This window comes from Vreelandella sp. EE27 (genome assembly GCF_968206495.1).
The window spans coordinates 3,726,793-3,750,854 of the sequence record NZ_OZ309109.1 but is presented as its reverse complement, the minus strand read 5'-3'; the positions used below and the strand labels follow the sequence as shown (position 1 = coordinate 3,750,854).

At 56.4% G+C, this 24,062-nt stretch carries 18 protein-coding genes; 12 read left to right on the top strand and 6 right to left on the bottom strand.

Features of this window, described 5'->3' with window-relative positions:
* The first annotated feature begins 9 nt into the window (after window positions 1–9).
* Entirely contained in the window at window positions 10–1,167 is a 1,158-nt protein-coding gene (locus tag ACWHVV_RS17535; RefSeq protein WP_447927357.1) for an MFS transporter, read from the top strand.
* Between the two features lie 103 nt (window positions 1,168–1,270).
* Window positions 1,271–2,026: a glutaredoxin family protein gene (locus tag ACWHVV_RS17530; RefSeq protein ID WP_447927356.1), complete on the top strand. Its 756-nt coding sequence runs from the start codon at window positions 1,271–1,273 to the stop codon at window positions 2,024–2,026.
* Between the two features lie 10 nt (window positions 2,027–2,036).
* Here the strand turns inward: ACWHVV_RS17530 and ACWHVV_RS17525 are convergent, their stop codons facing one another.
* A complete protein-coding gene (locus ACWHVV_RS17525; protein WP_447927355.1) occupies window positions 2,037–3,206 on the bottom strand; it encodes an MFS transporter in 1,170 nt (389 codons plus the stop codon).
* Between the two features lie 369 nt (window positions 3,207–3,575).
* Here ACWHVV_RS17525 and ACWHVV_RS17520 point away from each other — a divergent pair, with 369 nt between their 5' ends.
* The 8 genes from ACWHVV_RS17520 (at window position 3,576) to ACWHVV_RS17485 (ending at window position 13,190) form a co-directional block, all read left to right on the top strand.
* Window positions 3,576–5,177 carry a peptide ABC transporter substrate-binding protein gene (locus ACWHVV_RS17520; RefSeq protein WP_447927354.1) on the top strand — a complete coding sequence of 534 codons (1,602 nt, stop codon included), beginning with the start codon at window positions 3,576–3,578 and terminating at the stop codon, window positions 5,175–5,177.
* A gap of 138 nt (window positions 5,178–5,315) precedes the next feature.
* On the top strand, window positions 5,316–6,902 hold the full coding sequence (locus ACWHVV_RS17515; protein ID WP_447927353.1) for a peptide ABC transporter substrate-binding protein: 1,587 nt from the start codon (window positions 5,316–5,318) through the stop codon (window positions 6,900–6,902).
* 64 nt (window positions 6,903–6,966) lie between these two features.
* On the top strand, window positions 6,967–7,893 hold the full coding sequence (gene oppB / locus ACWHVV_RS17510) for an oligopeptide ABC transporter permease OppB (protein ID WP_447530280.1): 927 nt from the start codon (window positions 6,967–6,969) through the stop codon (window positions 7,891–7,893).
* A gap of 12 nt (window positions 7,894–7,905) precedes the next feature.
* Entirely contained in the window at window positions 7,906–8,838 is a 933-nt protein-coding gene (locus ACWHVV_RS17505; RefSeq protein WP_447894619.1) for an ABC transporter permease, read from the top strand.
* Window positions 8,839–8,847: 9 nt separating this feature from the next.
* Window positions 8,848–10,452, top strand: coding sequence for an ABC transporter ATP-binding protein (locus ACWHVV_RS17500; RefSeq protein WP_447927352.1), 1,605 nt, complete (start codon window positions 8,848–8,850; stop codon window positions 10,450–10,452).
* A gap of 188 nt (window positions 10,453–10,640) precedes the next feature.
* Window positions 10,641–10,922, top strand: a complete 282-nt coding sequence (locus ACWHVV_RS17495) for an EF-hand domain-containing protein (RefSeq protein ID WP_447927351.1) — start codon at window positions 10,641–10,643, stop codon at window positions 10,920–10,922.
* Between the two features lie 171 nt (window positions 10,923–11,093).
* Window positions 11,094–12,167, top strand: a complete 1,074-nt coding sequence (locus ACWHVV_RS17490; protein WP_447927350.1) for a porin — start codon at window positions 11,094–11,096, stop codon at window positions 12,165–12,167.
* Window positions 12,168–12,362: 195 nt separating this feature from the next.
* Window positions 12,363–13,190, top strand: a complete 828-nt coding sequence (locus ACWHVV_RS17485) for a sulfurtransferase (RefSeq protein WP_447927349.1) — start codon at window positions 12,363–12,365, stop codon at window positions 13,188–13,190.
* Window positions 13,191–13,468: 278 nt separating this feature from the next.
* Here ACWHVV_RS17485 and ACWHVV_RS17480 read toward each other — a convergent pair whose 3' ends face one another.
* Window positions 13,469–14,371, bottom strand: coding sequence for a LysR family transcriptional regulator (locus ACWHVV_RS17480; protein ID WP_447927348.1), 903 nt, complete (start codon window positions 14,369–14,371; stop codon window positions 13,469–13,471).
* Window positions 14,372–14,488: 117 nt separating this feature from the next.
* On the opposite strand from ACWHVV_RS17480, the gene ACWHVV_RS17475 reads away from it, so the two are divergent.
* Complete coding sequence (locus ACWHVV_RS17475; RefSeq protein WP_447927347.1) at window positions 14,489–15,886, top strand: M20 family metallopeptidase; 1,398 nt, start codon at window positions 14,489–14,491, stop codon at window positions 15,884–15,886.
* Between the two features lie 20 nt (window positions 15,887–15,906).
* Window positions 15,907–17,421: an AbgT family transporter gene (locus tag ACWHVV_RS17470; protein ID WP_447927346.1), complete on the top strand. Its 1,515-nt coding sequence runs from the start codon at window positions 15,907–15,909 to the stop codon at window positions 17,419–17,421.
* Window positions 17,422–17,777: 356 nt separating this feature from the next.
* Here ACWHVV_RS17470 and ACWHVV_RS17465 read toward each other — a convergent pair whose 3' ends face one another.
* From ACWHVV_RS17465 to ACWHVV_RS17450, 4 genes are all read right to left on the bottom strand, one after another.
* Complete coding sequence (locus ACWHVV_RS17465; RefSeq protein WP_447927345.1) at window positions 17,778–19,001, bottom strand: hypothetical protein; 1,224 nt, start codon at window positions 18,999–19,001, stop codon at window positions 17,778–17,780.
* A gap of 248 nt (window positions 19,002–19,249) precedes the next feature.
* Window positions 19,250–20,761, bottom strand: a complete 1,512-nt coding sequence (locus tag ACWHVV_RS17460; protein WP_447927344.1) for a YifB family Mg chelatase-like AAA ATPase — start codon at window positions 20,759–20,761, stop codon at window positions 19,250–19,252.
* A gap of 145 nt (window positions 20,762–20,906) precedes the next feature.
* On the bottom strand, window positions 20,907–21,767 hold the full coding sequence (locus ACWHVV_RS17455; RefSeq protein WP_447927343.1) for an ABC transporter substrate-binding protein: 861 nt from the start codon (window positions 21,765–21,767) through the stop codon (window positions 20,907–20,909).
* A 122-nt stretch (window positions 21,768–21,889) separates the two neighbouring features.
* A complete protein-coding gene (locus tag ACWHVV_RS17450; protein ID WP_447927342.1) occupies window positions 21,890–24,013 on the bottom strand; it encodes a TonB-dependent siderophore receptor in 2,124 nt (707 codons plus the stop codon).
* Between the last annotated feature and the right edge of the window lie 49 nt (window positions 24,014–24,062).

Here is a 24,062-nt window from a genome sequence, read left to right as displayed (position 1 = left end):
CCGGTGGCCGTGATCGCTTTCGCTCAGTTGCTGGGCACCTCCCTGTGGTTTAGTGCCAATAGTGCTTTTGATGAGCTGATGCGCGTCTGGAGCGTGAGCGCCACGGATATCGGCTGGCTGACCGGCGCGGTGCAGGGCGGCTTCATTCTGGGTACGCTCTCGCTGGCGCTTACCGGGCTGGCGGACCGCTTTCGAGCCAGCCACCTGTTCGTTGGCTGCGCGCTGGCCGGGGCGCTATTTAACGCGCTGTTTGCCTGGGGGGCGCAGGGGCTTGGGGACGCGCTTTTCTGGCGCTTTCTGGTGGGGCTGAGCCTGGCGGGGATCTACCCGGTGGGCATGAAACTGGTGGTGAGCTGGGCGCCAGAGCGCACCGGCCAGGCGCTTGCCCAGCTGGTCGCCATGCTCACGCTAGGCACCGCCTTGCCCCACGGCCTCAAACAGCTGGGGGCCGAGATTGCCTGGCAGGTGGTGATCAGCGCGTCTTCGCTGCTGGCGCTTTTGGGGGCGGCGTTGATTTTTTGGCTGGGCGATGGGCCCCACCTGCCCGCGCGGCCCAAGCCCGGGGCCAGGCGTATTCGTGTGATCGAGGCGTTCAAGGTTCCCCGCTTTCGCGCGGCGGCCTGGGGCTATTTTGGCCATATGTGGGAGCTCTATGCTTTCTGGACCCTGGTGCCGCTGCTGGTGGCAAGCTCGGTGCTGCTTGGCGCCTACCCGGGCCTTGGTATTTCGGGCTTGGCCTTCGGTGTGATCGGCATTGGGGCGCTGGGGTGTCTGCTGGGCGGGGCGCTTTCGCGAAGGTTTGGCAGCGCGCCGGTGGCGCTTGCGGCGCTGGCGCTGTCGTGTCTCTGCGCGGTGCTGTTCGCGCTATTCTGGCGTCAGCTCCCCCCGGTGGCGCTTTTGGCGCTGCTGCTGGTGTGGGGCGCGGCGGTCGTGGCGGACTCGCCGCAGTTCTCGGCGCTTTCCGCCAGGGCCTGCCCGCCGGCCATCGTCGGCGCGGCGCTGGCCATTTTGAACGCTATCGGCTTTGCCATCACCGTGGTGTCGATTACCGCCATCACCGCCCTATTCGAGCGTACCGGCCTGGACGCGGCCTGGCTTTTAGTGCCAGGGCCCATCGCCGGGGTTCTGGGGTTTGCTCTGACGTTGCGCCGCCACCACGCGCGCTAAGCTTGCCCACCCGGGGCAGACACGCCTTGACCCATGGGTGGCCCATAGGTTCTACGCTTATTGACGAACCCCATGGATTCGAAGACCCCTTCAGGAGGCGACGATGGCAAGTACTACCCAGGGCACGGCCCGCGTCTATCGTATGAACATGACTACCCACCGCTGCCCGTTTGGCGTGAAAACGGTGGATCTTCTCAAGCGCAAGGGTTTTACGGTGGAGGATCACTGGCTGACCTCCCGCGAGGAGATCGACGCCTTCAAGGCGCGGGAAGACGTCAAGACCACGCCCCAGACCTATATCAATGACACGCGCATCGGCGGTTACGAAGACGTACGCAAGCATCTGGGCCTGCGCGTGCGCGACCCCAACGCCACCACCTACCGCCCGGTGCTGGCGATCTTCGCCGTGGCCTTGTTGATCGGCCTGGCCGTGAGCTGGGCCGCTCAGGGCACGTTGCTGGGCCCGCGTATGCCGGAGTACGCCATCGCCACGGCGATGGTGCTGCTTGGCCTGCAAAAACTTCAGGACGTGGAAAGTTTCAGCACCATGTTCGTCAACTACGACCTGCTCGCTCAGCGCTACGTGCCCTACGGCTACGTGTATCCTTTCATCGAAACCCTGGCCGGTCTTTTGATGCTGGCCGGGGCGCTTATTTGGCTGGCCGCGCCGCTGGCGCTTTTTGTCGGCGGGGTGGGCGCGGTCTCCGTTTTCAAGGCGGTTTACATCGACAAACGCGAACTCAAGTGCGCCTGCGTGGGCGGGGGCAGCAACGTGCCGCTGGGTTTCGTGTCATTGACCGAAAACCTGGTGATGGTGGGCATGGGCCTTTGGATGCCGCTGCGCATGTGGCTGGGTTAAAAAGCACGGTTTATTCACTCTTGCCGGCGCGGGCGTCTTGGCGCCGGCCCGCGGCCAGCAGCGCAAGCACCGACACGAGGGTAAGCACGTGCACTACCCCCACCAGTGCAAGGGCCCCCGCCCAGCCCCAATGGCTGTAGCAGAAGGCGGCAAGCGTGGCGCCCAGGGCGCCACCGGCGTAGTAGAAAGTAAGGTAGAGGCCACTTGCAAACGAAGCGGGCACGCGTTGCGCCCGGCTTACCATACGCGTGGTCAGCGTTTGCAGCAGGTAGGTGCTAATGGCAAAGAGCCCGACACTTAAAAGGCTCGTGTAAAAGCCGGTATTGGCGAACGCCAGCGACACCCACAGCAGCGCAGTAAAGGGCAAAAAGAAGCGCGTCTCGCTGCTGTTTCGATAGAGTTTGGGGCTAGCGATGACCGCGGCGATGGCAGGCAAGGATGCAAGGTAGACCAGCCCGATCTGCGCGGAGGAGTAGTTGAAGGGCGCCTGGGCGAGGCGCAGCCCCAACACGGTAAAGACAGCGCTTTGGGTAAAGAGCAGGGTAAAGCCCACGCAGTACGCCACCGCCAGGCGGTTCTCCAAAAGCGCCTTTTTGAGCAGTTGAAGGTAAGGCGCCTGCTCGCTCGGCGGCGCCAGCTTAAGCGGCTGTGTTTGCGTTTGCCGGAAGATGACCAGCCACGAAAGCCCCAAAAGTGCCGCGCAGCTCAAGAACCCGCCGCGCCAGGCGAATACATCCAGCGCCCAGGCGGGGTAAAAGCGGCTTAACGTGCTGCCGATAATGGTGCCGGCCACAAAAAAACCGACCCGGCGGGCGCGCTGCGCCTCGTTGTCAGCCTGGGCCAACAGCGCGACGGTAGACGTCAGAACGCAGGGCAAGACTACGCCCTGGGCCACGCGAAGCCACCAGGTGACGCTCAGCGTAGTGCTGAACGCCAGCAGGATATTCAGCGCGATCAAAAACCCGACGCCCATCAAAATGGCGCTATGCGAGGAGCGCCCCCGAGTAATGCGGTTGGCAAAGGGGGCGGTCAGCATCATGCCAAAAAGAGTGGCCATATTGAGCCAACCCGCCTGAGTGAGGCTGGCATCGAGCCGGCCTACAAGCCAGGGGTAGATCGCCTGCAACTGGTACAGGTTGAAAAAAGCACTCGTGGAGCTTGCGAGTATCAAAAGGCGCATGGCCGCTTCCTGTACCAGTAGAGAAGGTGACGAGGTGTGGCCCCATACTACCTAACAATAAGGCGCTCAGCGGCCCAGGGTCGCCCGGGTTTTTACACGCCAGTCTGTTCACTTAGCGTGATTTTATCGTTTGGTTACCATTGGGTGGTTTAAATAACCAGGTTTTTATTTAAGCCAAAGTAAATAACGTGTGTTATTAGTTGTACAAGAGAATTATTTGTTTCACTGGCTAGACGGCTAATTAAAAAAACCATAATATCCTTAGAAAAGAAAACAGCGAAAAACAGCTGATATAGCGTTTCAAGCGCACGCCTATCGATATCACAACAACCAGATAAGTCATATTTATCAGATCCTTGGGAGATCACTATGCGCCTTGTAAGCGGTGTGCACAAACGTGCACTGTCCACTGCGGTATTTATTGCGTCTGCAGCCCTTGCTAGCCAATCGGTTCAGGCTGAAACACTGGATATCGGTGTGATGGGCGAACTTGCGTCTTTCGATACTTCCCAGGTCTCGGGCGGTGTTTGGGAGTCCCAGGTGCTCATGGACGTGTTCGAAGGTCTCTTCAAAGAAGGGCCGGATGGCGAACTCCAGCCGGGCATGGCAACGGATTACGAGATCTCCGACGATGGCCTGACTTACACCTTCCAGATGCGCGATGGCGCGGTCTGGTCGGATGGCGAGCCGGTCACCGCCGAAGACTTCGTGGTGGGTTGGCGTCAGATGCTTAACCCCGCCAACGCCTCCAAATACGCCTACATGCTCTACCCGGTGGTCAACGCACGGGCCGTCAATCTGGGCGAAGAGCCGCTTGAGGCCCTGGGCGTAGAGTCGCTCGACGACGGGCGCACGCTGAAGGTCGAACTCAATCATCCGACGCCCTACTTTACCCAGCTTTTGACCCACTACACCGCCTACCCGCAGCCCGCGCACCTGGTAGAAGAGCACGGCCGGCGCTGGATCGATCTGGATCATATCGCCTCCAACGGCGCCTTCCATCCGGTCGAGTGGATTTCGCAGTCCACCATCACCACCGAGAAGAGCCCGACCTACTACGACGCGGACGACGTGAGCCTGGACGGCGTGGTGTTCCACACTACCGAAGACCGCAATGCGGCGATCTCGCGCTTTCGCGCCGGGGAACTGGATATCATTCGGGACTATAATTCCGAGCGCTACGAGTGGCTCATGGAGAACCTGCCCGACGCCACCCAGATGGCGCCTTACCAGGGCGCCTACTACTACGTGTTCAACCACCGCGACGGCCACCCGACGACGGACGCGCGGGTACGCGAGGCGCTCAACCTGGTGATTCGCCGCGACGTAATCACCGAGCAGCTGATGAAAGGCACCTTCGAGACCGCCTTTTCGTTGGTGCCGCCCGGCACCAGCCACTACGAGCAGCAGCCGATGGCGATTGCCGACGAGTCCTTCGATGACCGCATGGCCCGCGCCCAGGAGCTGATGGAAGAGGCGGGCTATAGCCAAAGCAATCCTCTTAATCTGCGCCTACGCTACAACTCCAACGATGAGCACCAGCGCATTGCCGTGGCCATCGCCGCCATGTGGCGCCCGCTTGGGGTCAATGTCGAGATGGTCAACTCCGAAGCGACGGTGCACTACCAGTCCATCGCCGAAGGCGATTTCGATGTCGCCCGGGCTGGCTGGATTGCCGACTACAACGACGCCGAGAACTTCCTGGTGCTGCTGCAAAGTGGCGTAGGCAACAACTACGGCGCCTACAGCAATTCCGAGTTCGACGCCTTGATGGACGAAGCGGCGCAGACCCAGGACCTCGACGAGCGCCAGGCCATTCTCGAGCAGGCCGAACAGCTGGCGCTTGAAGATAACGCCTTTGCACCGCTGATGTTCTACGTCAGCCGCAACCTGGTCAATCCGGCGCTCTCCGGCTGGGAGAATAATATCCAGGACGACCATCCGTCGCGCTGGGTAAGTTTCGACGAGTAGTCACTACTCGCAAGGCCGGTACGGCCGGCCTTGCCTTCAAAGCGTTTTATTTCCCGATTTTAACTGCTTACGCCTCACAAGGCCGGCGAAGCCGTGCGTGTCCCAAAGGACGCGACCGGCCCAAAAACAGGAGGCCGTATGCCCCATTTATCCCGTTTGGCGGTGGCCATCGGTGCTGCCACGCTTGCACTGACAAGCCTTGGTGCCCAGGCCGCGACGCTGCGTATCGACAACGGCGCGGAGCCGGGTACGCTCGACCCGCAGCGCTCCAGCGGTGTCTGGGAGTCCCGCATCATCCGCGAGATGTTCGAAACCCTGGTAAGCTATAGCCCGGAAGGCGAGCTGGTGCCGGGCCTTGCCGAGCGCTGGGAGATGAACGAGGCCGGTGATGAGCTGACGCTTTACTTGCGCGAGGGCGCCGAGTGGTCCGACGGCGAGCCGATTACCGCCGATGATGCGCTTTACAGCCTGCGCCGCCTGTTGCGCCCCGAGCTTGCCGCGCACAATGCCCAGCTTTACTACCCCATCGAAGGCGCTCACGCCGTCAATATTGGCGAGGCCGAGCCGGAAAGCCTGGGCGTTGAAGCGCTGGATGAACACACCCTGCGCATTCATTTCGCCAAGCCCGCCGCCTGGTTCATGCAGGCGCTGGCGATGCCCGAGGCCGCGCCGCTGCCCGAACATTACGTGACCGCCCAGGGCCAGCGCTGGATCACCCCGGGGCAGACGCCGGTGAGCGGACCCTTCACGCTTGAGCAGTGGCAGCCCCAGGACCATATCACCCTGGCGAAAAACCCGGCCTACTACGCCGCCGATGACGTCGCCCTCGACGAGGCGATCTTCTACCCCATCGAAGACGCCAGTGCGGCGCTGACCCGTTACCGCGCGGGGGAACTGGATATCAGCTATAGCGGCGTGCCCGGCCAGCAGTTCGGCTGGATCGAGGAAAACCTGGCGGATGCGCTGCAGGTGAGCCCGATGGTCGCCAGCTACTTCTACATGTTCAACATGGAAGAGGACAGCCCCTTCAGCGACATACGCGTGCGCGAGGCGCTGAATCTCGCCAGCCGCCGCGAAGTGATCGCCGACCAGATTTTAGGCATGGGACAGGTGCCCTCTTACTGGTTTGTCCCGCAGGCGACCTCGGGCGGCACCCAGGGCAAAATGGCGTTTGCCGATATGCCCATGGACGAACGCCTCGAGCGCGCCCGGCAACTGCTGGATGAGGCGGGCTACGGGCCGGACAACCCGCTCGAGGTCGAGCTGCGCTACAACACCCTGGACGATCACCGCCGGGTCGCCGTGGCCATTGCCGCCATGTGGCAGCCATTGGGCGTCGAGGTGTCGCTCAACAATAGCGAAGCCGCCACCCACTTTGCCAACATCAATGAAGGCAAATTCGAGCTGGCCCGCTACGGTATGGTCGCCACCATCGACGACCCCTACGACTTTTTGAACGCCTACAGCGACGGCGGCACCTCGGCGCGCAGCACCGGCTACCATAACGCCGAATACGACGAACTGGTCGCGCGCAGCGATGCGATTCTCGATCCCGAGGCGCGGGCCGAGGTGCTGACCGAGGCCGAGCAAATGTTGCTCGACGACTACGCGCTGCTGCCGATTTACGACTACGTCAATTTGGCGCTGGTCTCGCCCAGGGTTTCCGGTTGGCACGCCACGCCGCTGGACGTTCACCCGCTTCGTTACATCACGCTCGAGGAGTAGACACCGAGATGGCACACCACGCCGCACCTGGCCTGCACGATCGTCAGCCAAAAAGGGCAGAGGCATGCTGACTTATATTGCCAAACGCCTTGCCATGGCGATCCCGACGCTTTTGATCGTCATTACGCTGTCGTTCTTTTTGATGCGCATGGCCCCGGGCGGGCCTTTCGATGGCGAGCGCCAGCTGCCGCCGGAGATCGAGGCCAACCTGATGGCCGCCTATCACATGGACGAGCCGCTGTGGCAGCAGTACCTGCGCTATATGGGCAATCTCGCCCAGGGCGATTTCGGCCCTTCGTTCGTCTACAAGGACTTCTCGGTCAGCGACCTGCTGCTCCAGGGCTTTCCGGTCAGCCTTCAGCTTGGTGCGCTGGCGATCGTGCTGGCGCTGCTGCTGGGGATTCCCATGGGGGTGTTTGCGGCCTTGAAGCGCAACAGCGCGGTGGACTACACGCTGATGGGGGTGGCGCTGGGCGGCATTGCGGTGCCCAACTTCGTGATTGCGCCGCTGATGGCGCTGTTCTTCGGCATCGTTCTTGGCTGGCTGCCAGTCGGTGGCTGGAACGGCGGCGCGCTGCCTAACCTGGTGCTCCCCGTGGTCGCGCTGGCGATTCAGCAGATCGCCTATATTGCCCGGATGATGCGCGCCTCGATGATTGAGGTGCTGGGCAGTCATTTCATCCGCACCGCCCGGGCCAAGGGACTCACCGAACGCGAAGTGATTCTGCGCCACGCGCTGCGCCCGGCGATGCTGCCGATTTTGTCTTATCTCGGGCCGGCGATTGCGGGCATCATCACCGGCTCCGTGGTGATCGAGCAGATCTTCGGGTTGCCGGGCATTGGCCGCTACTTCGTCCAGGGCGCGCTCAACCGGGACTACACCCTGGTGATGGGAACGGTGGTGTTCTACGGCGTACTGATCGTCTTGATGAACCTGATCGTCGATCTCCTTTATTCGCTATTCGACCCCCAGATCCGCTATGACGATTGAACGGAGCGCGTTATGACCTCTACTTATCACGCCACTGACGAGCAGCCGGGCAACGGTGTTGGCGGCGGTAGCCCCAACCCGCCCAAAGCGCCGCTCAAGGGCGAGAGCCTGGGCCAGGAAGCGTGGCGCCGGCTGCGCCAAAACCGCGCCGCCATGGCCAGTATCATCGTGCTTTCGCTGATTGCGCTGGTGTGTATTGTTGGCCCGTTTTTGCTGCCCTGGGGGCTTGCCGAAGTGGACTGGAGCGCCTTTGGCGTGCCGCCCACCACCGAAGGGTTTCATTTGCTGGGCACCGATGCCAACGGCCGCGATCTTCTGACCCGCACGCTTTATGGGGGGCGTATTTCGCTGTCCGTGGCGCTGGTGGCGACCTTCGTAAGCCTGGTGATCGGCGTGCTCTATGGCGCCATTGCCGGGTACCTGGGCGGACGAGTCGATAACCTGATGATGCGCTTTGTCGACATCATGTATTCGCTGCCCTTCATGTTTTTGGTCATCCTGCTCATGGTGGTGCTGGGGCGCAATATCCTGCTGATCTACGCCGCCATCGGCGCCGTCGAGTGGCTGGATATGGCGCGTATCGTGCGCGGTCAGACCCTGGCGCTCAAGCGCCGCGAGTTCGTCGAGGCCTCCCAGGCGCTCGGCGTGAAGGATTCCAAGATCGTCACCCGCCACCTGATTCCCAACTCCATCGGGCCGGTGATCATTTACGTGACGTTGACGGTGCCCAAGGTGATTTTGCTCGAAAGCTTCCTTTCGTTTTTGGGGCTGGGCGTTCAAGAGCCGCTGACCAGCTGGGGCGTTTTGATCAGCGAAGGGACCTCCAACATGCAAGGGGCCCCCTGGATGCTGATCGTGCCCGCGGTATTTTTGGCCGTAACGCTTTTTTGTCTCAATTTTCTGGGCGACGGGCTGCGCGACGCCCTCGACCCACGTACCCGCTAGGAGGCCAGGATGTCCAACGATTTACTGGAAGTCGATAACCTCAAGGTGGATTTCGAGCTACCCAACGGCACGGTCTCCGCGGTTAAAGGCGTAAGCTTCAGCATTGCTGAAAACGAGACCTTGGCGCTGGTGGGCGAGTCGGGGTCGGGCAAGTCGGTGACCTCTACCGCGCTGATGCGGCTGTTGCCGAGCCTTGCGAAGATCTCCGGGGCGATCCGTTTCGAAGGGGAGAACCTGGTCGAGGCCTCCAACGCGCGGATGCGAAGCCTGTTGGGTAACGATATTTCGATGATCTTTCAGGAGCCGATGACCTCGCTCAATCCGCTCCACCCGATTGGCCGCCAGATCGCCGAGGTCCTCAAAAAGCACCGCAAGATGAGCGGTAGCGCCGTACGCAGCCGCGTGGTCGAGCTGTTGACCCAGGTCGGTATTCCCGAGCCTGCCAAGCGCGTAGCGAGCTACCCGCACGAGCTTTCCGGTGGCCAGCGCCAGCGCGTAATGATCGCCATGGCGTTGGCCTGCGAGCCGCGGCTACTGATTGCCGACGAGCCCACCACCGCTCTCGATGTCACCGTTCAGGCGCAGATTCTCGACCTGCTGCGCGATCTGCAAAAGCAGTACGGTATGGCGATTTTGTTCATCACCCACGATTTGGGCCTGGTGCGCCGCTTTGCCGAGCGGGTCTGCGTGATGTGCCAGGGCGAGCTGGTGGAAAGCGGGACGACCGAAGAGGTGTTCACCGCGCCCCAGCACGACTACACGCGCATGCTGCTCGACGCCGAGCCCAGCGGGCGCAAATTGCCGGTGGCCGACGACGCGCCGGTGATTCTGCAGGCCGACGACATGAAGGTGCGCTTTACGGTGCGTAAACGCCTGTTCGGCAAGAACGAGTACTTCCAGGCGGTGCACGGCATCAGCCTCGACGTGCGCCGCGGGCAGACCGTGGGCATCGTCGGTGAGTCCGGCTCCGGCAAGTCCACCCTGGGCCGCGCTCTGCTGCGGCTTTTGAAAAGCGACGGCCGCCTGCGCTTTGAAGATACCGACATCACCGGCTTCGACAAGTCGCAAATGCGCCCGCTGCGCTCGCGCATGCAGGTGGTCTTTCAGGACCCCTTCGGCTCGCTTTCGCCGCGTTTGACCGTCGGCGAGATCATTAGCGAAGGGCTCAAGGTCCACTTCCCCGAACTCGGCCGCCAGGCCCGGGAAGAGCGGGTCATCGAGTCCCTCGAGGAGGTGTCGCTGGACCCGGCGATGCGCAAGCGCTACCCCCACGAGTTCTCCGGCGGCCAGCGCCAGCGTATCGCCATCGCCCGCGCGCTGATTTTGAAGCCGGACTTCTTGCTGCTCGACGAGCCGACCTCGGCGCTGGACCGGTCGGTGCAGATGAGCGTGATTCGCCTACTGCGCGATTTGCAGCAAAAGTACGGGCTCACGTATCTGTTTATCAGCCACGATCTCGCCGTGGTCCGGGCCCTGGCCGACAACGTGCTGGTGATGAAAGAGGGCCGGGTCGTAGAGCAGGGCAGCACCGAGGCGATCTTCGATCGTCCTCAGGACCCCTATACCCAGGCGCTGCTCGAGGCTGCCTTTCTTAATGATGACAAAGTCGCTTGAAAAGTCGCTTGAAAAAGTCGCTTGATGTGCCAACCAAAAAGGCGGCTTGAAAAAACTTGTGCCAGGGCGGTGTACGCCATGGCGTGAGGGGTCGGCGGCCGGGGGAGAGGGGTTATCCCGGTGAGCGGCCGCCGATGCGTAGTAAAACTAAAATGAACGACAGGAGAAGCGTTGTAATGAAGATAAAAATGGCATTAGTCACGGGATCCATCATTTTGCTCGGGGGCTGCTCACAGCTGCCCTATGGGGATGGCGAGGGCAGCTTTGCCGAAGCCAAGAGCCAAAATGCGATACCGGCGGATGTGCGCGCTGCGTTCGATCGCCTGGATACCGACGGCGACGGCGTGATCGACCCGACGGAAGCGTCTACGTCCTCTGAAATTAGCGGCAGCTTTAATCTTTATGACACCAATGCCGATGGCGTCATCTCGCTGGAAGAGTACGCTGCCCGCATCAGAGACGAGCGATAGCCAAATAGCTTAGCGGCTTGCGACAGCAGGGCGGGTGTACGAAAAAGGGGCCCAGCCGCTATAAATTGGCTTATAGAAATATTTATATAAAATTAAATAAAGTCAGGGATACAAAAAATGCTTAACCGTATAAAACCTTTTGCAGTGACAGGCGTACTCGCAGCAATGGCCATGAGCCAGTCGGCCCAAGCGGCCACGGTGTACGAAACCGCGGATACGCGACTACAGATTGGGGGCAGGATTGCCGCCGCCAGTACGTTTTTGAACGGCGTCGAGAACGACAACGATCCGAAAAACGCGGGCTCGCGTATCAACGTGGTGCACGAGTTCAACCTGGCGGATGGCTGGTCGACGATTTCCCGCGCGGAATGGGGCTTCGATCCGTTTTTTACCGATGGCACTAACGACCGTTTCAAGCGTTTGCTCTATACCGGGGTGAGCAGCGAAGAGTACGGCACGGTATTGATCGGTAAACAGTGGTCGCTTTGGTACGACATGCTGGCCTGGTATACGGATTACTTCTGGATCAACGGCGCTGCCGCCCAGGGTAGCTTCAATGCGGGCTTCAGTGGCGATGGCGGCGAGAACGGCCTGGGGCGTGCCGACAACGCAATCTCCTGGCAGAACACCTACGACAAGCTCACCGTGGGCCTGATGTATCAGATCGAAGGCAGCGAATTCGATGCCGAGGTGCCCGAGTACAGCAACATCGAGCGCTTCAAGCGCAAGTACGGCGCCCAGGGCGTGGCCCGCTACGCGGTGACCGATGACTGGAACGTCGGCGTGGCCGTTCAGCACAGCAATATCGACAGCACCCTGGATGGCGGCTCAGAGAGCAGCGCCGATGCCAATGCAGCGCTGTTTGGCACTAACTATGCCCCGGGCAACTGGTACTTCGCGCTGACCGCCGGTGAGTACCGCGATACGGTGTTCGATAGCACCTTTTCCGGCCTGGAACAGCAGGGCAGCGGCATCGTCGATACTGCGCGGGGTTATGAAGGCGTAGCCCACTACACCTTCGAAAACGTAGGCCCTGGCAAGTTCGAGCTCTACTCCGGCTTCAACCGCCTGGAAGATGACGACTCCAGCGCCCGTAACGCCTTCTACCTGCTGGGCGGCGCTTACTTCCTGATGGACGACAACCTGATCCTCTCGGCGGAGTACAGCCTGGACGACTCCAAAGACGCCAATGGCGACGACATTAACGCCAACAGCACCTCTTTGCTGGTGCGCTACAACTACTAGGCGCTGTCCCGCTCGCTAACTAGCTTTTTGCCCCGCTTTTCGAGCGGGGCTTTTTTGTGTCGAACCGCCACCTTTGGCCGGCGTTGGCCAGGCCCGCTCAGGCGATGCGCTGCCTTGTTGGTCCCTAAATTGGCCGCGCGCGGTGTCCGGTGAGCGTTGTATAGTCAATGTATCAACCAACGGGAGCTTCCTTTCATGTCCGATATTCTGCTCGCCGCCCCACATCTTTGGGATCGTTTGAACGGTGACGCACCGCCCAAAGTGCTGGATGCCTCGCTACCCAATAGCCCTATCGCGGCTTACGTCGCGCAGGATGACCGTAAAATCCCCGGATCGCTCGAATTCGATATCGAGCAGGTTTTTTCCGATCCCAACTGGGCGTTTCCCCATACGCTGCCCGCCCTGGAGAGCCTGCAAGAGGCGTGCAGAAGGCTCGGTCTGGCGCCCGAGGACGACATCGTCATCTACGATAACCGGGGCGTTTACTCTTCTCCGCGGGCCTACTGGCTGCTGACCCAGGCAGGCTTTACCAACGTGAGCCTGCTCGACGGCGGCTTGCCCGAGTGGCTGGCCCAGTCGCTGCCGGTTCAGCAGGGCTATACGACGCCGAAGCCGCTGGCCGCACCGCCGGTACTCAAGGCCAATAGCAGCGTGATGAGCGTCGATGACGTCAGCACCAATATTGCAAAGCCGCGTTTCAAGCTGGTGGATGCCCGAAGCACCGAGCGCTTCTCCGGCGCAGCGGCCGAGCCCCGCCCCGAGCTTCCCAGTGGGCACATTGCGGGATCACATAACCTTCCTTTCACGGAGGTTCTGGAAAAGGGCCACTTCAAGAGCCCGGAAGAAATCTCACGGCTCATGCTCGGCCAAGCGCTTTACCCGTCGGATCACCTGACCTTCAGCTGTGGCTCCGGTATTACGGCCTGTATCCTCTGGGTCGCTGCCGAGCTTGCCGGTTACGAACACCTTTCGCTGTTCGATGGGTCCTGGACGGCGTGGGTGATGAGTGGGCGCCATAGGTAATGGAAGGCTCTGCTTCTCGCGACATCTTTAGCTTTTTCCCAGCATCCGCTCCTGCTATTGGTAACCATAGGTGTCAATTAACTATGGCTGGAGGGAGGTCTTGCCCTTTAGAAGTTGTCCAACGTGAGCGCTACTCGCAACATCGAAGGTAGGAGCGGGCCGAGTGTTTGTGTCATTTTTTGAACAGTGAAATTTCCAGCGTTAAGGGGTTGGCGCCGAGCCTGTGGTATCGATTAGAGGTAAAACTTACTTTAGATTCAGATCAGGGCTTTAAACTTCTACTTCGAGAGCTTATCTATTTCAGCTATTAATAAATCTAAAAGGAAAGATACATTTTTCGGCATTTTTCTACCTTCTAAAGTCTGCACTTCTACATTTCTTAGATTAAGCTCTTTATGAATAAAGGGTCTAACTACAACAGATTGGTTAACTTGGTTGCTCATATGCGATGAAGCTGAACTTGTAAGCGTTATAGCGTTTGATATAGCTGCAAACTGTTGTAGAATGCCAGAATAGTTGCTCACCAAGGTAGGTTCTATATGGATACCTACTGAGTTGCAGCAAATTTCAAATAATTGCCGCTGTGTTGTTCCCTCTGGCATAATGGCTAAAGGGTATAGCTCAAGGTCTTTTGCATGAAGTTCTTTTTTCCTTGATAAAGGATGTTCTGCTCTCATTAGAGCAAGGATGGGTGATTCTTGAGAGAAATTTATCTTGATTCCCGATGAATAAGAAGAACTAAAAGTTAAAGCAATGTCTGCCTTTCCTTCTTCTACTAATTCGGTTGCTGCTGAAGGCGATACGACAGTAATAGAAAATTTTACATTCGGATAATGGTTATGGTATTTCGTGATAACAGTTGGTAAAAAACATCTTGAAAGTCCTTCTGGACTTGCAATATTGATACTTCCTACCGTTCTATCATTTTCACCTTTTATTTCATCAATGACGCGTTTTTCTTCTAGGAAAAGTTTTCTAGTATAATCTAGAAGCTTTACTCCTGATGAACTCAAACACATTCCTTTAGGAGAGCGTTCGAATAGTTTGGCGTCAATTTCATGTTCCAAGAGCTTAATCTGTCTGCTAATAGCAGAAGAAGCTACGTGTAGCTTTGCGGCGGCATTTCCTAAAGACCCTGTTTCGACTACGGTCAAAAAATAAAGTAAAGCTTTGTTATTCAATTGTTTACCTCTGTTCTAAAAAAGAGAATGCCTTGCATAAATTCTCTTATAGTAGCAATTTAAAATAAGCAATTACAATGAAATAATATTTCGAATCTGCAATTGGTGTTGAAAATCATGAATAAGAATAAGCTTTTAAAAAATATAACACTAGCTTTTGAAAATGGTGATTTTGAAGATACATTGAGACGTAGAGTCACCTACCAATCTGTGAGTCAAGGAAATGCCGATCCTCAGTTTCTAAAGGGTTATATGGAACAACATATAAAGCCAGAACTTGAAGGTATGGGGTTTGAATGTCGATTCTTCGAAAACTCCGTGGAAGGAAGAGCCCCTTTCATGGTTGCTTGTAGAATAGAGAAAAAAGATAGTCCAACTGTTTTGACATACGGTCATGGGGATGTTGTTGCTGGATATGATGAGCAATGGACAGGCGATTTAAAACCTTGGGAAATGAAACTGGTTGGTGATGCATGGTACGGAAGGGGTACGGCTGATAATAAAGGTCAGCACACAATAAATATCATGGCTTTGCATGAGGTTATAAAAGAAAGAAATGGAAGTCTAGGTTTTAATATAAAAATGATTTTTGAGATGGGCGAGGAGCAAAGCTCACCAGGATTACGCCAGTTTTGTAGAGAACAAAAAGAGCTGCTTGCTTCTGATGTGTTTATAGCATCCGATGGGCCACGCATAAGTAAAGAAAGCCCAACCTTATTTTTGGGTGCGCGAGGATCTATTTTACTTGAACTTTCTGTAGAACCAAGACAGGAAGGGCTTCACTCCGGGAATTGGGGAGGAATAGTCAGTAACCCCGTTATCGTATTGTCCAATGCAATATCAGAAATTGTGAGTAAATCCGGCAAGATATTGATACCGGATTTAACACCAAAGGAAGTTCCTGAAAATATAAAAACGATTTTGAAAAATATAAAAATAGATGAATCGTCTTTAGGTCAATTGATTGATAGCGACTGGGGAGAAAAGGAATTAAGTCTGGCCGAAAAGCTGTTTGCCTGGAATACCTTCGAGGTTTTAGCCATTAATGCAGGTGATATTGAAAAGCCTGTTAACGCTATTCCTCCCAATGCAAAAGCAATATGCCAGCTTAGGTTTGTAGTCGGTACAAATCCCGAAGCTATCGAGAAAAATATAAGAAAGTACTTTAATGAAAATGGTTTCAAAGATGTATCTTTAAAAGTGCTGAGAGGTTCTCCTGCCACTAGGACTTCTTTAGATTCACAATGGGTAAAAGATATAACAAGATCAGTTGAAGAGGTGATAAACAAGCCTCTATCAATCATTCCTAATTTTGGTGGAGCACTACCAAACGATACGTTTTCTGAAATTTTAGGCCTTCCCACTATCTGGGTTCCACACTCCTATCCTGGTTGCAAGCAGCATGCTGCAAATGAACATTTACCTAAACAACTTGCTTATGAAGGTTTGTTAATAATGGGTAGCATCTTCTGGGAATTGGGTAACTCCAAAAAAACTAAAACGGTACTAAACTAAGATAGACAGGAGAGATGAAAATGAAAAACAATTCAGCATCTTCACTTATGTTAAAATCGCTGTCAGGGGTTGAAAAGCTTGGTAATAAGCTGCCCCATCCGTTTTTACTTTTTATATGGCTAACATTGATCGTTGCTATCATATCGGTCATAGGGAGTTTTCTTGAATGGTCTGTTATTCATCCCCTTACGAATGAGACTATTAATGTCAGAAATCTGTTAGGAGCAGAGGGCCTATATTTTGCATTAACTTCAGTGATACCCAATTTTGTCGAATTTAAGCCGCTAGGGCTGGTGCTGGTTACTATTTTGGGTGTCGGAATTGCTGAGAAAACAGGGTTTTTCGAAGCTGTTATCAAGAAAACATTGTTGAGAACGCCAGCAAAGCTAGTCACGTATATGGTGTTTTTTGTTGGAATTACAGGTAACTTAGCCTCTGATGCAGCCTATATGATAGTGCCTCCCCTAGCTGCGCTAATATTTAAAAGTGTTGGGCGAAATCCTATTGCTGGACTGGCTGCCGGTATTGCAGCAGTAGGGTGTGGGTTTACAGCAAATATTTTTATTGCTGGAACGGATATGTTGTTGTCTGGTATTACGACAGAAGCTGCATCAGCGGTTGATCCCGATGCTATCGTATATGCAACCGATAATTGGTTTTTTATGATAGCTTCCGTGTTCTTTCTATCATTTGCAGGTGTTGTCGTTTCTGAAAAAATTGTTGAACCAAGGCTAGGTAATTATAAAGGAAGTAATAACGAAGAAGTAAGTGATTTACCCATCGAAGCTAACAAGGCTCTACGTAGGGCGTTTATATCAGCTGCTATTTTCTTGTTTGTAGTTACCACGTTATGCTTGGTTCCAGGGTCAATATTGTTGACGGAAGATGGTGGTATTTTGGGGTCACCGCTACTTAATAATATTGTTATATTTATAACGCTCTTCTTCGCTGTTGTAGGTATCGTGTATGGAATAAATGTTAATAAAATAAAGTCGACCAAAGATGTGGTAGACTTTATGGGGCAGACCGTGGCTGAGATGTCTGGCTTTATTGTGCTCATATTTATTGTTTCTCAATTCATTGCCTACTTGAAATGGACGAATATTACTATTTTTCTAGCCGTTGAGGGTGCTGCCGTTTTAAGCGGAATGTCTTTGGATGGGCCGCTTTTGCTAGTTGCTTTTGTTTTCCTCTCGACATTATTAAATATGTTTATTACAAGTGGATCGGCTCAATGGTCATTAATGGCGCCGGTATTTGTTCCTATGTTTATGATTTTAGGGTTTGAACCAGCATTTACGCAGCTAGCTTTCAGAATAGGTGATTCAGCTACAAACTTTATTACCCCACTCCAGCCTTTTGTTGCCGTTATGCTAGGGTTTTTATATAAGTACGATAAAAACGCTGGTTTTGGAACACATGTTTCACTTGTATTGCCGTATACCTTAATGTTCTTGTTCGCTTGGCTGGTTTTACTTTCATTCTTCATGGTTTTCGATTTGCCGATAGGCCCAGGTATATATATGAGAGGGTAATTTTTAATTCAAAGGAGTAAAGAAAGAGAGCCCTTTAGGCTCTCTTTCTCATGTGTTAAAGTTTAGATTGGAGTTAAAGGGGGGGGGGCTTTTTTATGATATTTTATTTCAATTCCGATAGCTAAAAATAGAGTTTTTATTTTTGATAATGCTTTAGAGTTTTCAGGGAGAAGATCAGGTCTAAATCGGCAGAGTTAGCAATGACTTCAAACATTACCTCTAGTTTCTTTTAGGAAAAGAGCTTGCTTTTGAACACTATCGGTTAAGGTTTTTCCTGCGCCCGGAACCCTATAGGAAGAAGCGATATTGTTTAGCAAGTAGTGGTCGCCCCAGTGCTCGATAAAAGTTTCCTGGTTTTAGGATGAAATTTTCTTCTTGAAGATTAAGCCTAAAGTAGAGACAAAGCACATAGCTAAAAATGCAACAAAAAATATGCTAGCAGAAGAGAAGTTCATCATGGCAAAAATGGTGATTAGAGAAACCACGAGCATTCCAGCATATTCGCTAGTGATTTTTTTTCTGTACGATGAGTTGATTTCAGATGAAGTGTGGACCTTTTGAAGTTGCCTAAGAAAGGCGAGGTCGGATAAAGGCGTACCTATTGCTAATAAGAAAGATACCGCGCTATAAAATAACAGCGAGCTCGGTGCTATTAGTAGTAAAAAGAACCCAAAGGCTGTAAGGACTCTTCCCAAGATTAAAAAGGATCCTGGTCGAGACATCTTGAGCTTTCGGCAGAACATGTTAGATACGACATTGCCGACGCCATAGCAAAAGCCTACTATGGCATAATGACTGACTCCAAACTCATCGCTAGTACTGCTAAAGATTAAAGCCATACCGATAACCATAGAAGCGTACCAGCAACCAGCGTTAATGCCCTGTGAAAGGAATGCATACTTCAGAAACACTGAGTTATTGGTTTTATCTCTTCTTTGGACTTGATCATGGGATATCAGTGTATCCTCTCGATCCTGGTTTTCAATTTTAGGCTTGGAGTTGATCTGTCGATATGTCCAATACTGCCCCATCGCAGCAACTAAAAAGAGACAAGAGCTCAATGCTGCTATATTTTTATAGGGTAGTAGATAAGCTAATAACCCCACCACAGCGGGCGACAAAATCCGAGCTACTCTTGAAGCATTGTCGACTTTTGCAGTTGCTATCTTAAGCTCCTGTTCCGGCATTTCTATGTCGGATAAGCCGGAAAAAATAGCGCCGTCTAGATGTGGTCTTATAGCTGAAAGGGACATGGCAATCAAAACTAAAAATGTTTGTTGGATGTTGTAATAGAAAATTATTACCGCTATTGCCGACAAGACGAATCTGGTTATGTTTAATTTTGCAGAAAATTTATAGGGTTCAAATAGACGTGATTTCGTAAAATTGAATTTGAACAAACCACTAACAAAAGCTGATGCTAAAATAAAAAGTACTAACAGGCTTCCATTGGAACCATAGCTTTCTATGATATAAAATATTACTCCGATGTTGAATATTTCCAAAGCAGCGCACCCTGCTAGTTCGGAGTAAGCTATAAGGTTAAGCTGTCTTCTTTGCGAAGTTACAGTTTTGTTCATACAATGCTGTCTTCTTTTGTTAGTCTAATAAATAGCTCTATAGATTTTTATAGATTCATTCCGCTTTGTAGCTTTATAGGAGTAATTAAAGCCGGCAGGATTGGCTAAATTGAGCCCAACAAGTTTGGGTGGAAAATGCTAAGCCAGAAAATAAACTCCTATTTTCCTTAAACAGCACCCTCTCGATTTAACCCCATCCAGCTCGTCTGCGCCTAATTCCACTCCGGAAAAATTAGCGCCAATGACCCTCAGCCACCCTTCAACAGCCGGTCCAACTGCCGGTAGCCGATGGCCTCGATCAGATGCGGTTGGCCGGGTTTGGGTTCGCCCTGTAAATCCGCAAGTGTTAGCGCCACGCGCAGCACCCGGTGGTAGGCCCGCGCCGAAAGTTTGAGGCGTTCCAGCACCCCGGCAAGCCAGGTGCGCTCTTCGTCGTTTAAATCACAGGCGGCTTCCAGGGCCTTGCCGCTGAGCTGGCTGTTGAGCGCGCCACGCGTCATCTGACGCGCTCGGGCCGCCATTACGCGCTCGCGCACCGCCTCAGACGATTCGCCTTGGGTCTGGGCGGTGAGCTGCTCCGGCGGAAGCGCCGGCACTTCTACCTGCAGGTCGATACGGTCGAGAAGCGGGCCGGAAAGCCGCGCCTGATAGCGCTGGATCTGACTCGCGGTGCACTGGCAGCGGCTGCGCGGGTCGCCCAAATGCCCACAGGGGCACGGGTTCATGGCGGCGACTAACTGGAACCTGGCTGGGTAACGACGCTCGTGACTGGCGCGTGACAGATGAATTTCCCCGGTTTCCAGGGGCTGGCGAAGCACTTCCAATACGCTTCGCGAGAACTCCGGCAGCTCGTCCAGAAACAGCACGCCCATGTGGGCAAGCGAAATTTCGCCGGGTTTGGGTTTCGAGCCGCCGCCGACCAGCGCGGCGGCACTGGCGCTGTGGTGGGGTTGGCGAAAGGGCCGCTGGCCCCAGTCTGCCTCTAGTGCCAGCCCGCATACCGAGCGCACCGCGGCGACCTGTAGGGCGTCGTCTTCACTTAATGGCGGCAAAATGCCCGGCAGGCGGCTGGCCAGCATGGTTTTGCCGGTACCCGGCGGGCCCGCCAGCAACAGGTTGTGGCCCCCGGCGGCGGCGACTTCCAGCGCCCGGCGCGCCTGGTGCTGGCCGCGCACGTCACAAAGGTCCGGCGCCGGGTTTTTTGCCTTCGGCGGGGCCGGTAGCACGTGGGGCGTGATGCGGGTTTGATCCAGCAGATGAGCGACCACTTCCCAAAGCGACGCGGCGGGCAGCACGTCCAGGCCGTTACCCGCAAGCGCGGCTTCGTCGGCGCAGGCGTGGGGCACGATCAGCTTGCGCCCGGCGGTCTTAGTGGCCATTGCAAACGGCAGGATACCGGGCACCGGGCGCAGCTTGCCGTCCAGGGCCAGTTCACCGGCGCACTCGATGTCTTCCAGGGTATCGACCGGCAACTGGCCGGAGGCGGCGAGAATGCCCAGCGCGATGGGCAGGTCGAAGCGCCCGCCCTCCTTGGGCAGATCCGCCGGGGCCAGGTTCAGGGTGATACGCCGGGTATTGGGGAAATCGAAGCCCGCGTTGACCAGCGCGCTTCGCACGCGCTCGCGGCTCTCCTTCACGGCGGCCTCCGGCAAGCCGACCAGGGTCAGCCCCGGCAGGCCGTTGGCCAGATGCACCTCGACCTGCACCGCCGGGGCGTCAAGCCCCACACCGGCACGCGTATTGACAATGGCAAGCGTCATCCCCGCCCCCTGTGCAGATGTCTAATTTTTCTTTTGAAAATTAAACTTAACGTATTTGGCACGTCCTGGGTAGGCGCCAAGGGAAATTAGGGGTAAGTCAAACGCAAATCGTTTAGCCGAGAGAGCGACGCGGTCGGGTGGCTGTTCACTCGCTATGCGACAGCGCCGCGACAAGCTCCCGAGCAAAGCGCTGGGCCGAGGGCAGCGCCCCGAAGCTCCATACCGGTGCCAGGCGGATGACGTTGTCGCTTTCGATGGCGGGCAGGTGCTGCCAGAGCCCGCTCCGGGCCAGCGCGTCTTCCACCCCGGCGGGGATCGGGTCGATGATCAGCAGTGTCGCCTCAGTATGGCGCGCGAGCGCCTCGACCCCGACCAGTGAAAACCCCCAGGCGTTGGTCCCTTCCTGCCAGGCATTCTCCAGGCCCAGCCGCTCCAGTACCGCGCTGTAGAGGCTGTTCGCGCCAAATACCCGCACGTGGCGGGCGTCCATGAACTGAATCATCAAAAGCGGCGGTGTGGCCGCCGGGACGTCGCTGCGCAGGCTTTCCAGCAGTGCTTCGGTGTCGTCGACCAGCGCGCGCGCTTCGTCCTCGCGCCGGGTCCGCTCGCCCAGGCGGTGGGTGAAGTCGATGATCTCCTGCCAGGTGTCCGCGCCCGGCGAGTAGAGCGCAAGCGAGGTGACCGGGGCGATGCGCTCAAGCTTCGGCGTCAGCCCTTCGAACATGGGCGATATCAAAAAGCCTTCCGGCGGCGACTGCGCCATCAGCTCGAAATTGGGCTGCTGGCGAAGCCCCAGGTCGGTAACGTCATCGGGAATGCGCGGCTCGCCGACCCAGTCGTGGTAGGCGGGGATCTGGGCGACGCCGCTGACCGGGGCGTCGATCGCCAAAAGGGTTTCGGCAATGGTCCAATCGAGGGTGGCCCACTGGGCCTGGGCGGTCAACGGCAGCAGGCCCGCTACGAAGAGCAGGCCGCGAATGAAAGTCGTGGTGGCGTTAGAGCGCATGACGAGGCGTCGCTTGAAGAGTCAGCCGGTATTTAAACGATAATCCTTCTTGTGTGCAAACCACGCCGCGCCAAAACGCCGGGCGCAGCGGCCTGGGCGCGGCGGTGGCGCAAAGGGCATCGCTAAAAGCGGTAGTGAACGCTTGCGGTAACGCTGCGCTCGGCGCCGAAGTAGCAGTAGTCCAGCGAGTTGCAGCTGGCAACGTACTCTTTATCCAGCACGTTGTTGACGTTGAGGCGGGTTTCGACGCCGTCAAAGCCCTGCTGGCTCCAGTCGTAGCCCAGGGTGGCGTCGACCAGGGTGTAGTCGGGCACGGTTTCGGTATTGGCCCGGTCGGCGGCGATATCCGCGTAGTGGCGCACACCCACGCCCATATCCACCCCCAGCAGCCCGCCGCTTTGGGGCGTGTAGTGGCCCCAGGCCTGCAGCTGGTGGCGCGGGGCGTAAATAGCCCGGTTGCCTTCGTTGCCGTCATCGCTTTTGGCGTAGGTGATGTCGGTAAAGCTGTAGCCTGCCTGTAGGGCCAGGGTGTCGGTGAGCTGCGTTTGCGCGCTCAGCTCGAGCCCCTGGGATTCGATTTCGCCAACGGCCCGGTAAGGGTCGGTGGGCTGCTCCTTGGTGGCCACGTTCTCCTGGCTGATATGGAAAAGCGCCGCGCTGTACGTGCTTTGACTCCCCTCGGGCTGGACCTTGACCCCGGCTTCCCACTGCTCGCCCTCCATGGGCGCCAGCAGGTCGCCGTGCGCGTCCACGAAACTGGTGGGGGTGAAGGCGGTGGAGTAGCTAAGGTAAGGGGCCACGCCGTTATCGAACAGATACACCGCCCCGGCGCGCCCGCTGAACTGATTGTCGCTCAATGCGCTGGTGTCGTCGGTGGCCAGGTTGGTGTTGTCGATGTCGACCCAGTCATAGCGCCCGCCCAGGGTGAAGCGCCAGTTGTCCATGGCGATCTGATCCTGCAGGTAGACCCCGGTCTGCTCGATCTTGTGGTGTTCGCGAGTAGGCGCGTAGAAGCTCGCGCCCTCGAGCCCGACACCGTAGACCGGCTCGAAAGCGTCGAGTGAGGGAAAGGCGCCGGAGGGCCAGGAAACGTCGTTTTTGCGCCGCTGATAGTCCACGCCGAACAGCAGCGTGTGATCCAGAGCGCCGCTCTCCAACCGCGCCTGGAGCTGGTTATCGACGGTCCAGGCCTCGAGGGATTCGTCGCTGCCCGAGTAGTAGCGGGTCAGCTCGGAGGCGTCCGGCGCGGTCCAGCCAAAGCCGTAGACCTGGTTGAGCACGACGTCCGCATTCAGGTAGCGCAAAAGCTGGCGCCCGGTGATGGCCTCGTTGAAGCGGTGTTCGAGGGTGTAGCCCAGCATGCGCTGGGTGCGCTCATATGTATCGAAGGCCTCTTCGCCGTCAAAAAAGGTGTTGCTGATTTTACGGCCGTTGTGCGGGGTCACCGCGCCCTCGAAAGGTACGCCGGAGTGGTAGCCGCCTTCGGGTTCGTCCTGCAGGTAGGCCTCGACGGTCAGGCTGGTGTCGTCGGTCATGTCCCAGGTCAGCCGCGGGGCGATCGCGTAGCGCTGCTCCTCGGCAGGGTCGAACTGGGTATCCGCGGCGCTGGCGATGCCGGTCAGGCGGTACGCTACGCGCTGCTGCTCGCCGAGCGGCCCGGTCAGGTCGAACGCGGCGCTGCGCTGGTTATTATTGCCCAGCCGAAAGCGCAGCTCGCCACTTTGCTCGAATTCGGGGCGCTTGCTGTTGAGCGCCACCACGCCCCCCGGCGAGGCGCGCCCGTAAAGTATTGATGCCGGGCCGCGCACCACCTCGATGCTCTCCAAAAACCAGGGGTCGACGCGCATGGAACTGTGGGAGTTGGCATCGCCCATGACTTTCAGGCCGTCCAGAAAGGTATTGCTGAGACTGCCGTCGGAAAAGCCGCGCAGTACTAGGTAGTCGAAGCGGTTGGAGGCGCCGACCTGGTTGGAGTAGACCCCCGGGGTGTAGTCGGTGGCGCGCTGCACGGTGTCCACGCCGCGGCGCTCGATCTCTTGCTGGCTAATGGTCGAGACGCTTTGCGGTGTTTCGATCGCCGGGGTTTCGACCTTGGTCGCCGCCTGCTGGGCGGTGACCGTCACGGTAGGCAAGCCAAGAGGGTCGCCTGGGTCGGTTTGTGCATGGGCGGCGGATAAGGCGCTGGTTGCCAGTGCCATGGCAAGCGTCAAAGGATGATAGATAAAGCGGTGCTGAAGCAAAAACATGACCCATTCCCGGCGTTTATAGTAATGAGAATTATTGCTTTTTATTCAA

Excerpts from the sequence above, each read along its gene's own strand:
- ACWHVV_RS17530 (WP_447927356.1), top strand. The coding sequence starts at position 1,271 with ATGGCAAGTACTACCCAGGGCACGGCCCGCGTCTATCGTATGAACATG.
- ACWHVV_RS17525 (WP_447927355.1), bottom strand. The coding sequence starts at position 3,206 with ATGCGCCTTTTGATACTCGCAAGCTCCACGAGTGCTTTTTTCAACCTG.
- ACWHVV_RS17520 (WP_447927354.1), top strand. The coding sequence starts at position 3,576 with ATGCGCCTTGTAAGCGGTGTGCACAAACGTGCACTGTCCACTGCGGTA.
- ACWHVV_RS17515 (WP_447927353.1), top strand. The coding sequence starts at position 5,316 with ATGCCCCATTTATCCCGTTTGGCGGTGGCCATCGGTGCTGCCACGCTT.
- oppB (WP_447530280.1), top strand. The coding sequence starts at position 6,967 with ATGCTGACTTATATTGCCAAACGCCTTGCCATGGCGATCCCGACGCTT.
- ACWHVV_RS17505 (WP_447894619.1), top strand. The coding sequence starts at position 7,906 with ATGACCTCTACTTATCACGCCACTGACGAGCAGCCGGGCAACGGTGTT.
- ACWHVV_RS17500 (WP_447927352.1), top strand. The coding sequence starts at position 8,848 with ATGTCCAACGATTTACTGGAAGTCGATAACCTCAAGGTGGATTTCGAG.
- ACWHVV_RS17495 (WP_447927351.1), top strand. The coding sequence starts at position 10,641 with ATGGCATTAGTCACGGGATCCATCATTTTGCTCGGGGGCTGCTCACAG.
- ACWHVV_RS17490 (WP_447927350.1), top strand. The coding sequence starts at position 11,094 with ATGAGCCAGTCGGCCCAAGCGGCCACGGTGTACGAAACCGCGGATACG.
- ACWHVV_RS17485 (WP_447927349.1), top strand. The coding sequence starts at position 12,363 with ATGTCCGATATTCTGCTCGCCGCCCCACATCTTTGGGATCGTTTGAAC.
- ACWHVV_RS17475 (WP_447927347.1), top strand. The coding sequence starts at position 14,489 with ATGAATAAGAATAAGCTTTTAAAAAATATAACACTAGCTTTTGAAAAT.
- ACWHVV_RS17470 (WP_447927346.1), top strand. The coding sequence starts at position 15,907 with ATGAAAAACAATTCAGCATCTTCACTTATGTTAAAATCGCTGTCAGGG.
- ACWHVV_RS17465 (WP_447927345.1), bottom strand. The coding sequence starts at position 19,001 with ATGAACAAAACTGTAACTTCGCAAAGAAGACAGCTTAACCTTATAGCT.
- ACWHVV_RS17460 (WP_447927344.1), bottom strand. The coding sequence starts at position 20,761 with ATGACGCTTGCCATTGTCAATACGCGTGCCGGTGTGGGGCTTGACGCC.
- ACWHVV_RS17455 (WP_447927343.1), bottom strand. The coding sequence starts at position 21,767 with ATGCGCTCTAACGCCACCACGACTTTCATTCGCGGCCTGCTCTTCGTA.
- ACWHVV_RS17450 (WP_447927342.1), bottom strand. The coding sequence starts at position 24,013 with ATGTTTTTGCTTCAGCACCGCTTTATCTATCATCCTTTGACGCTTGCC.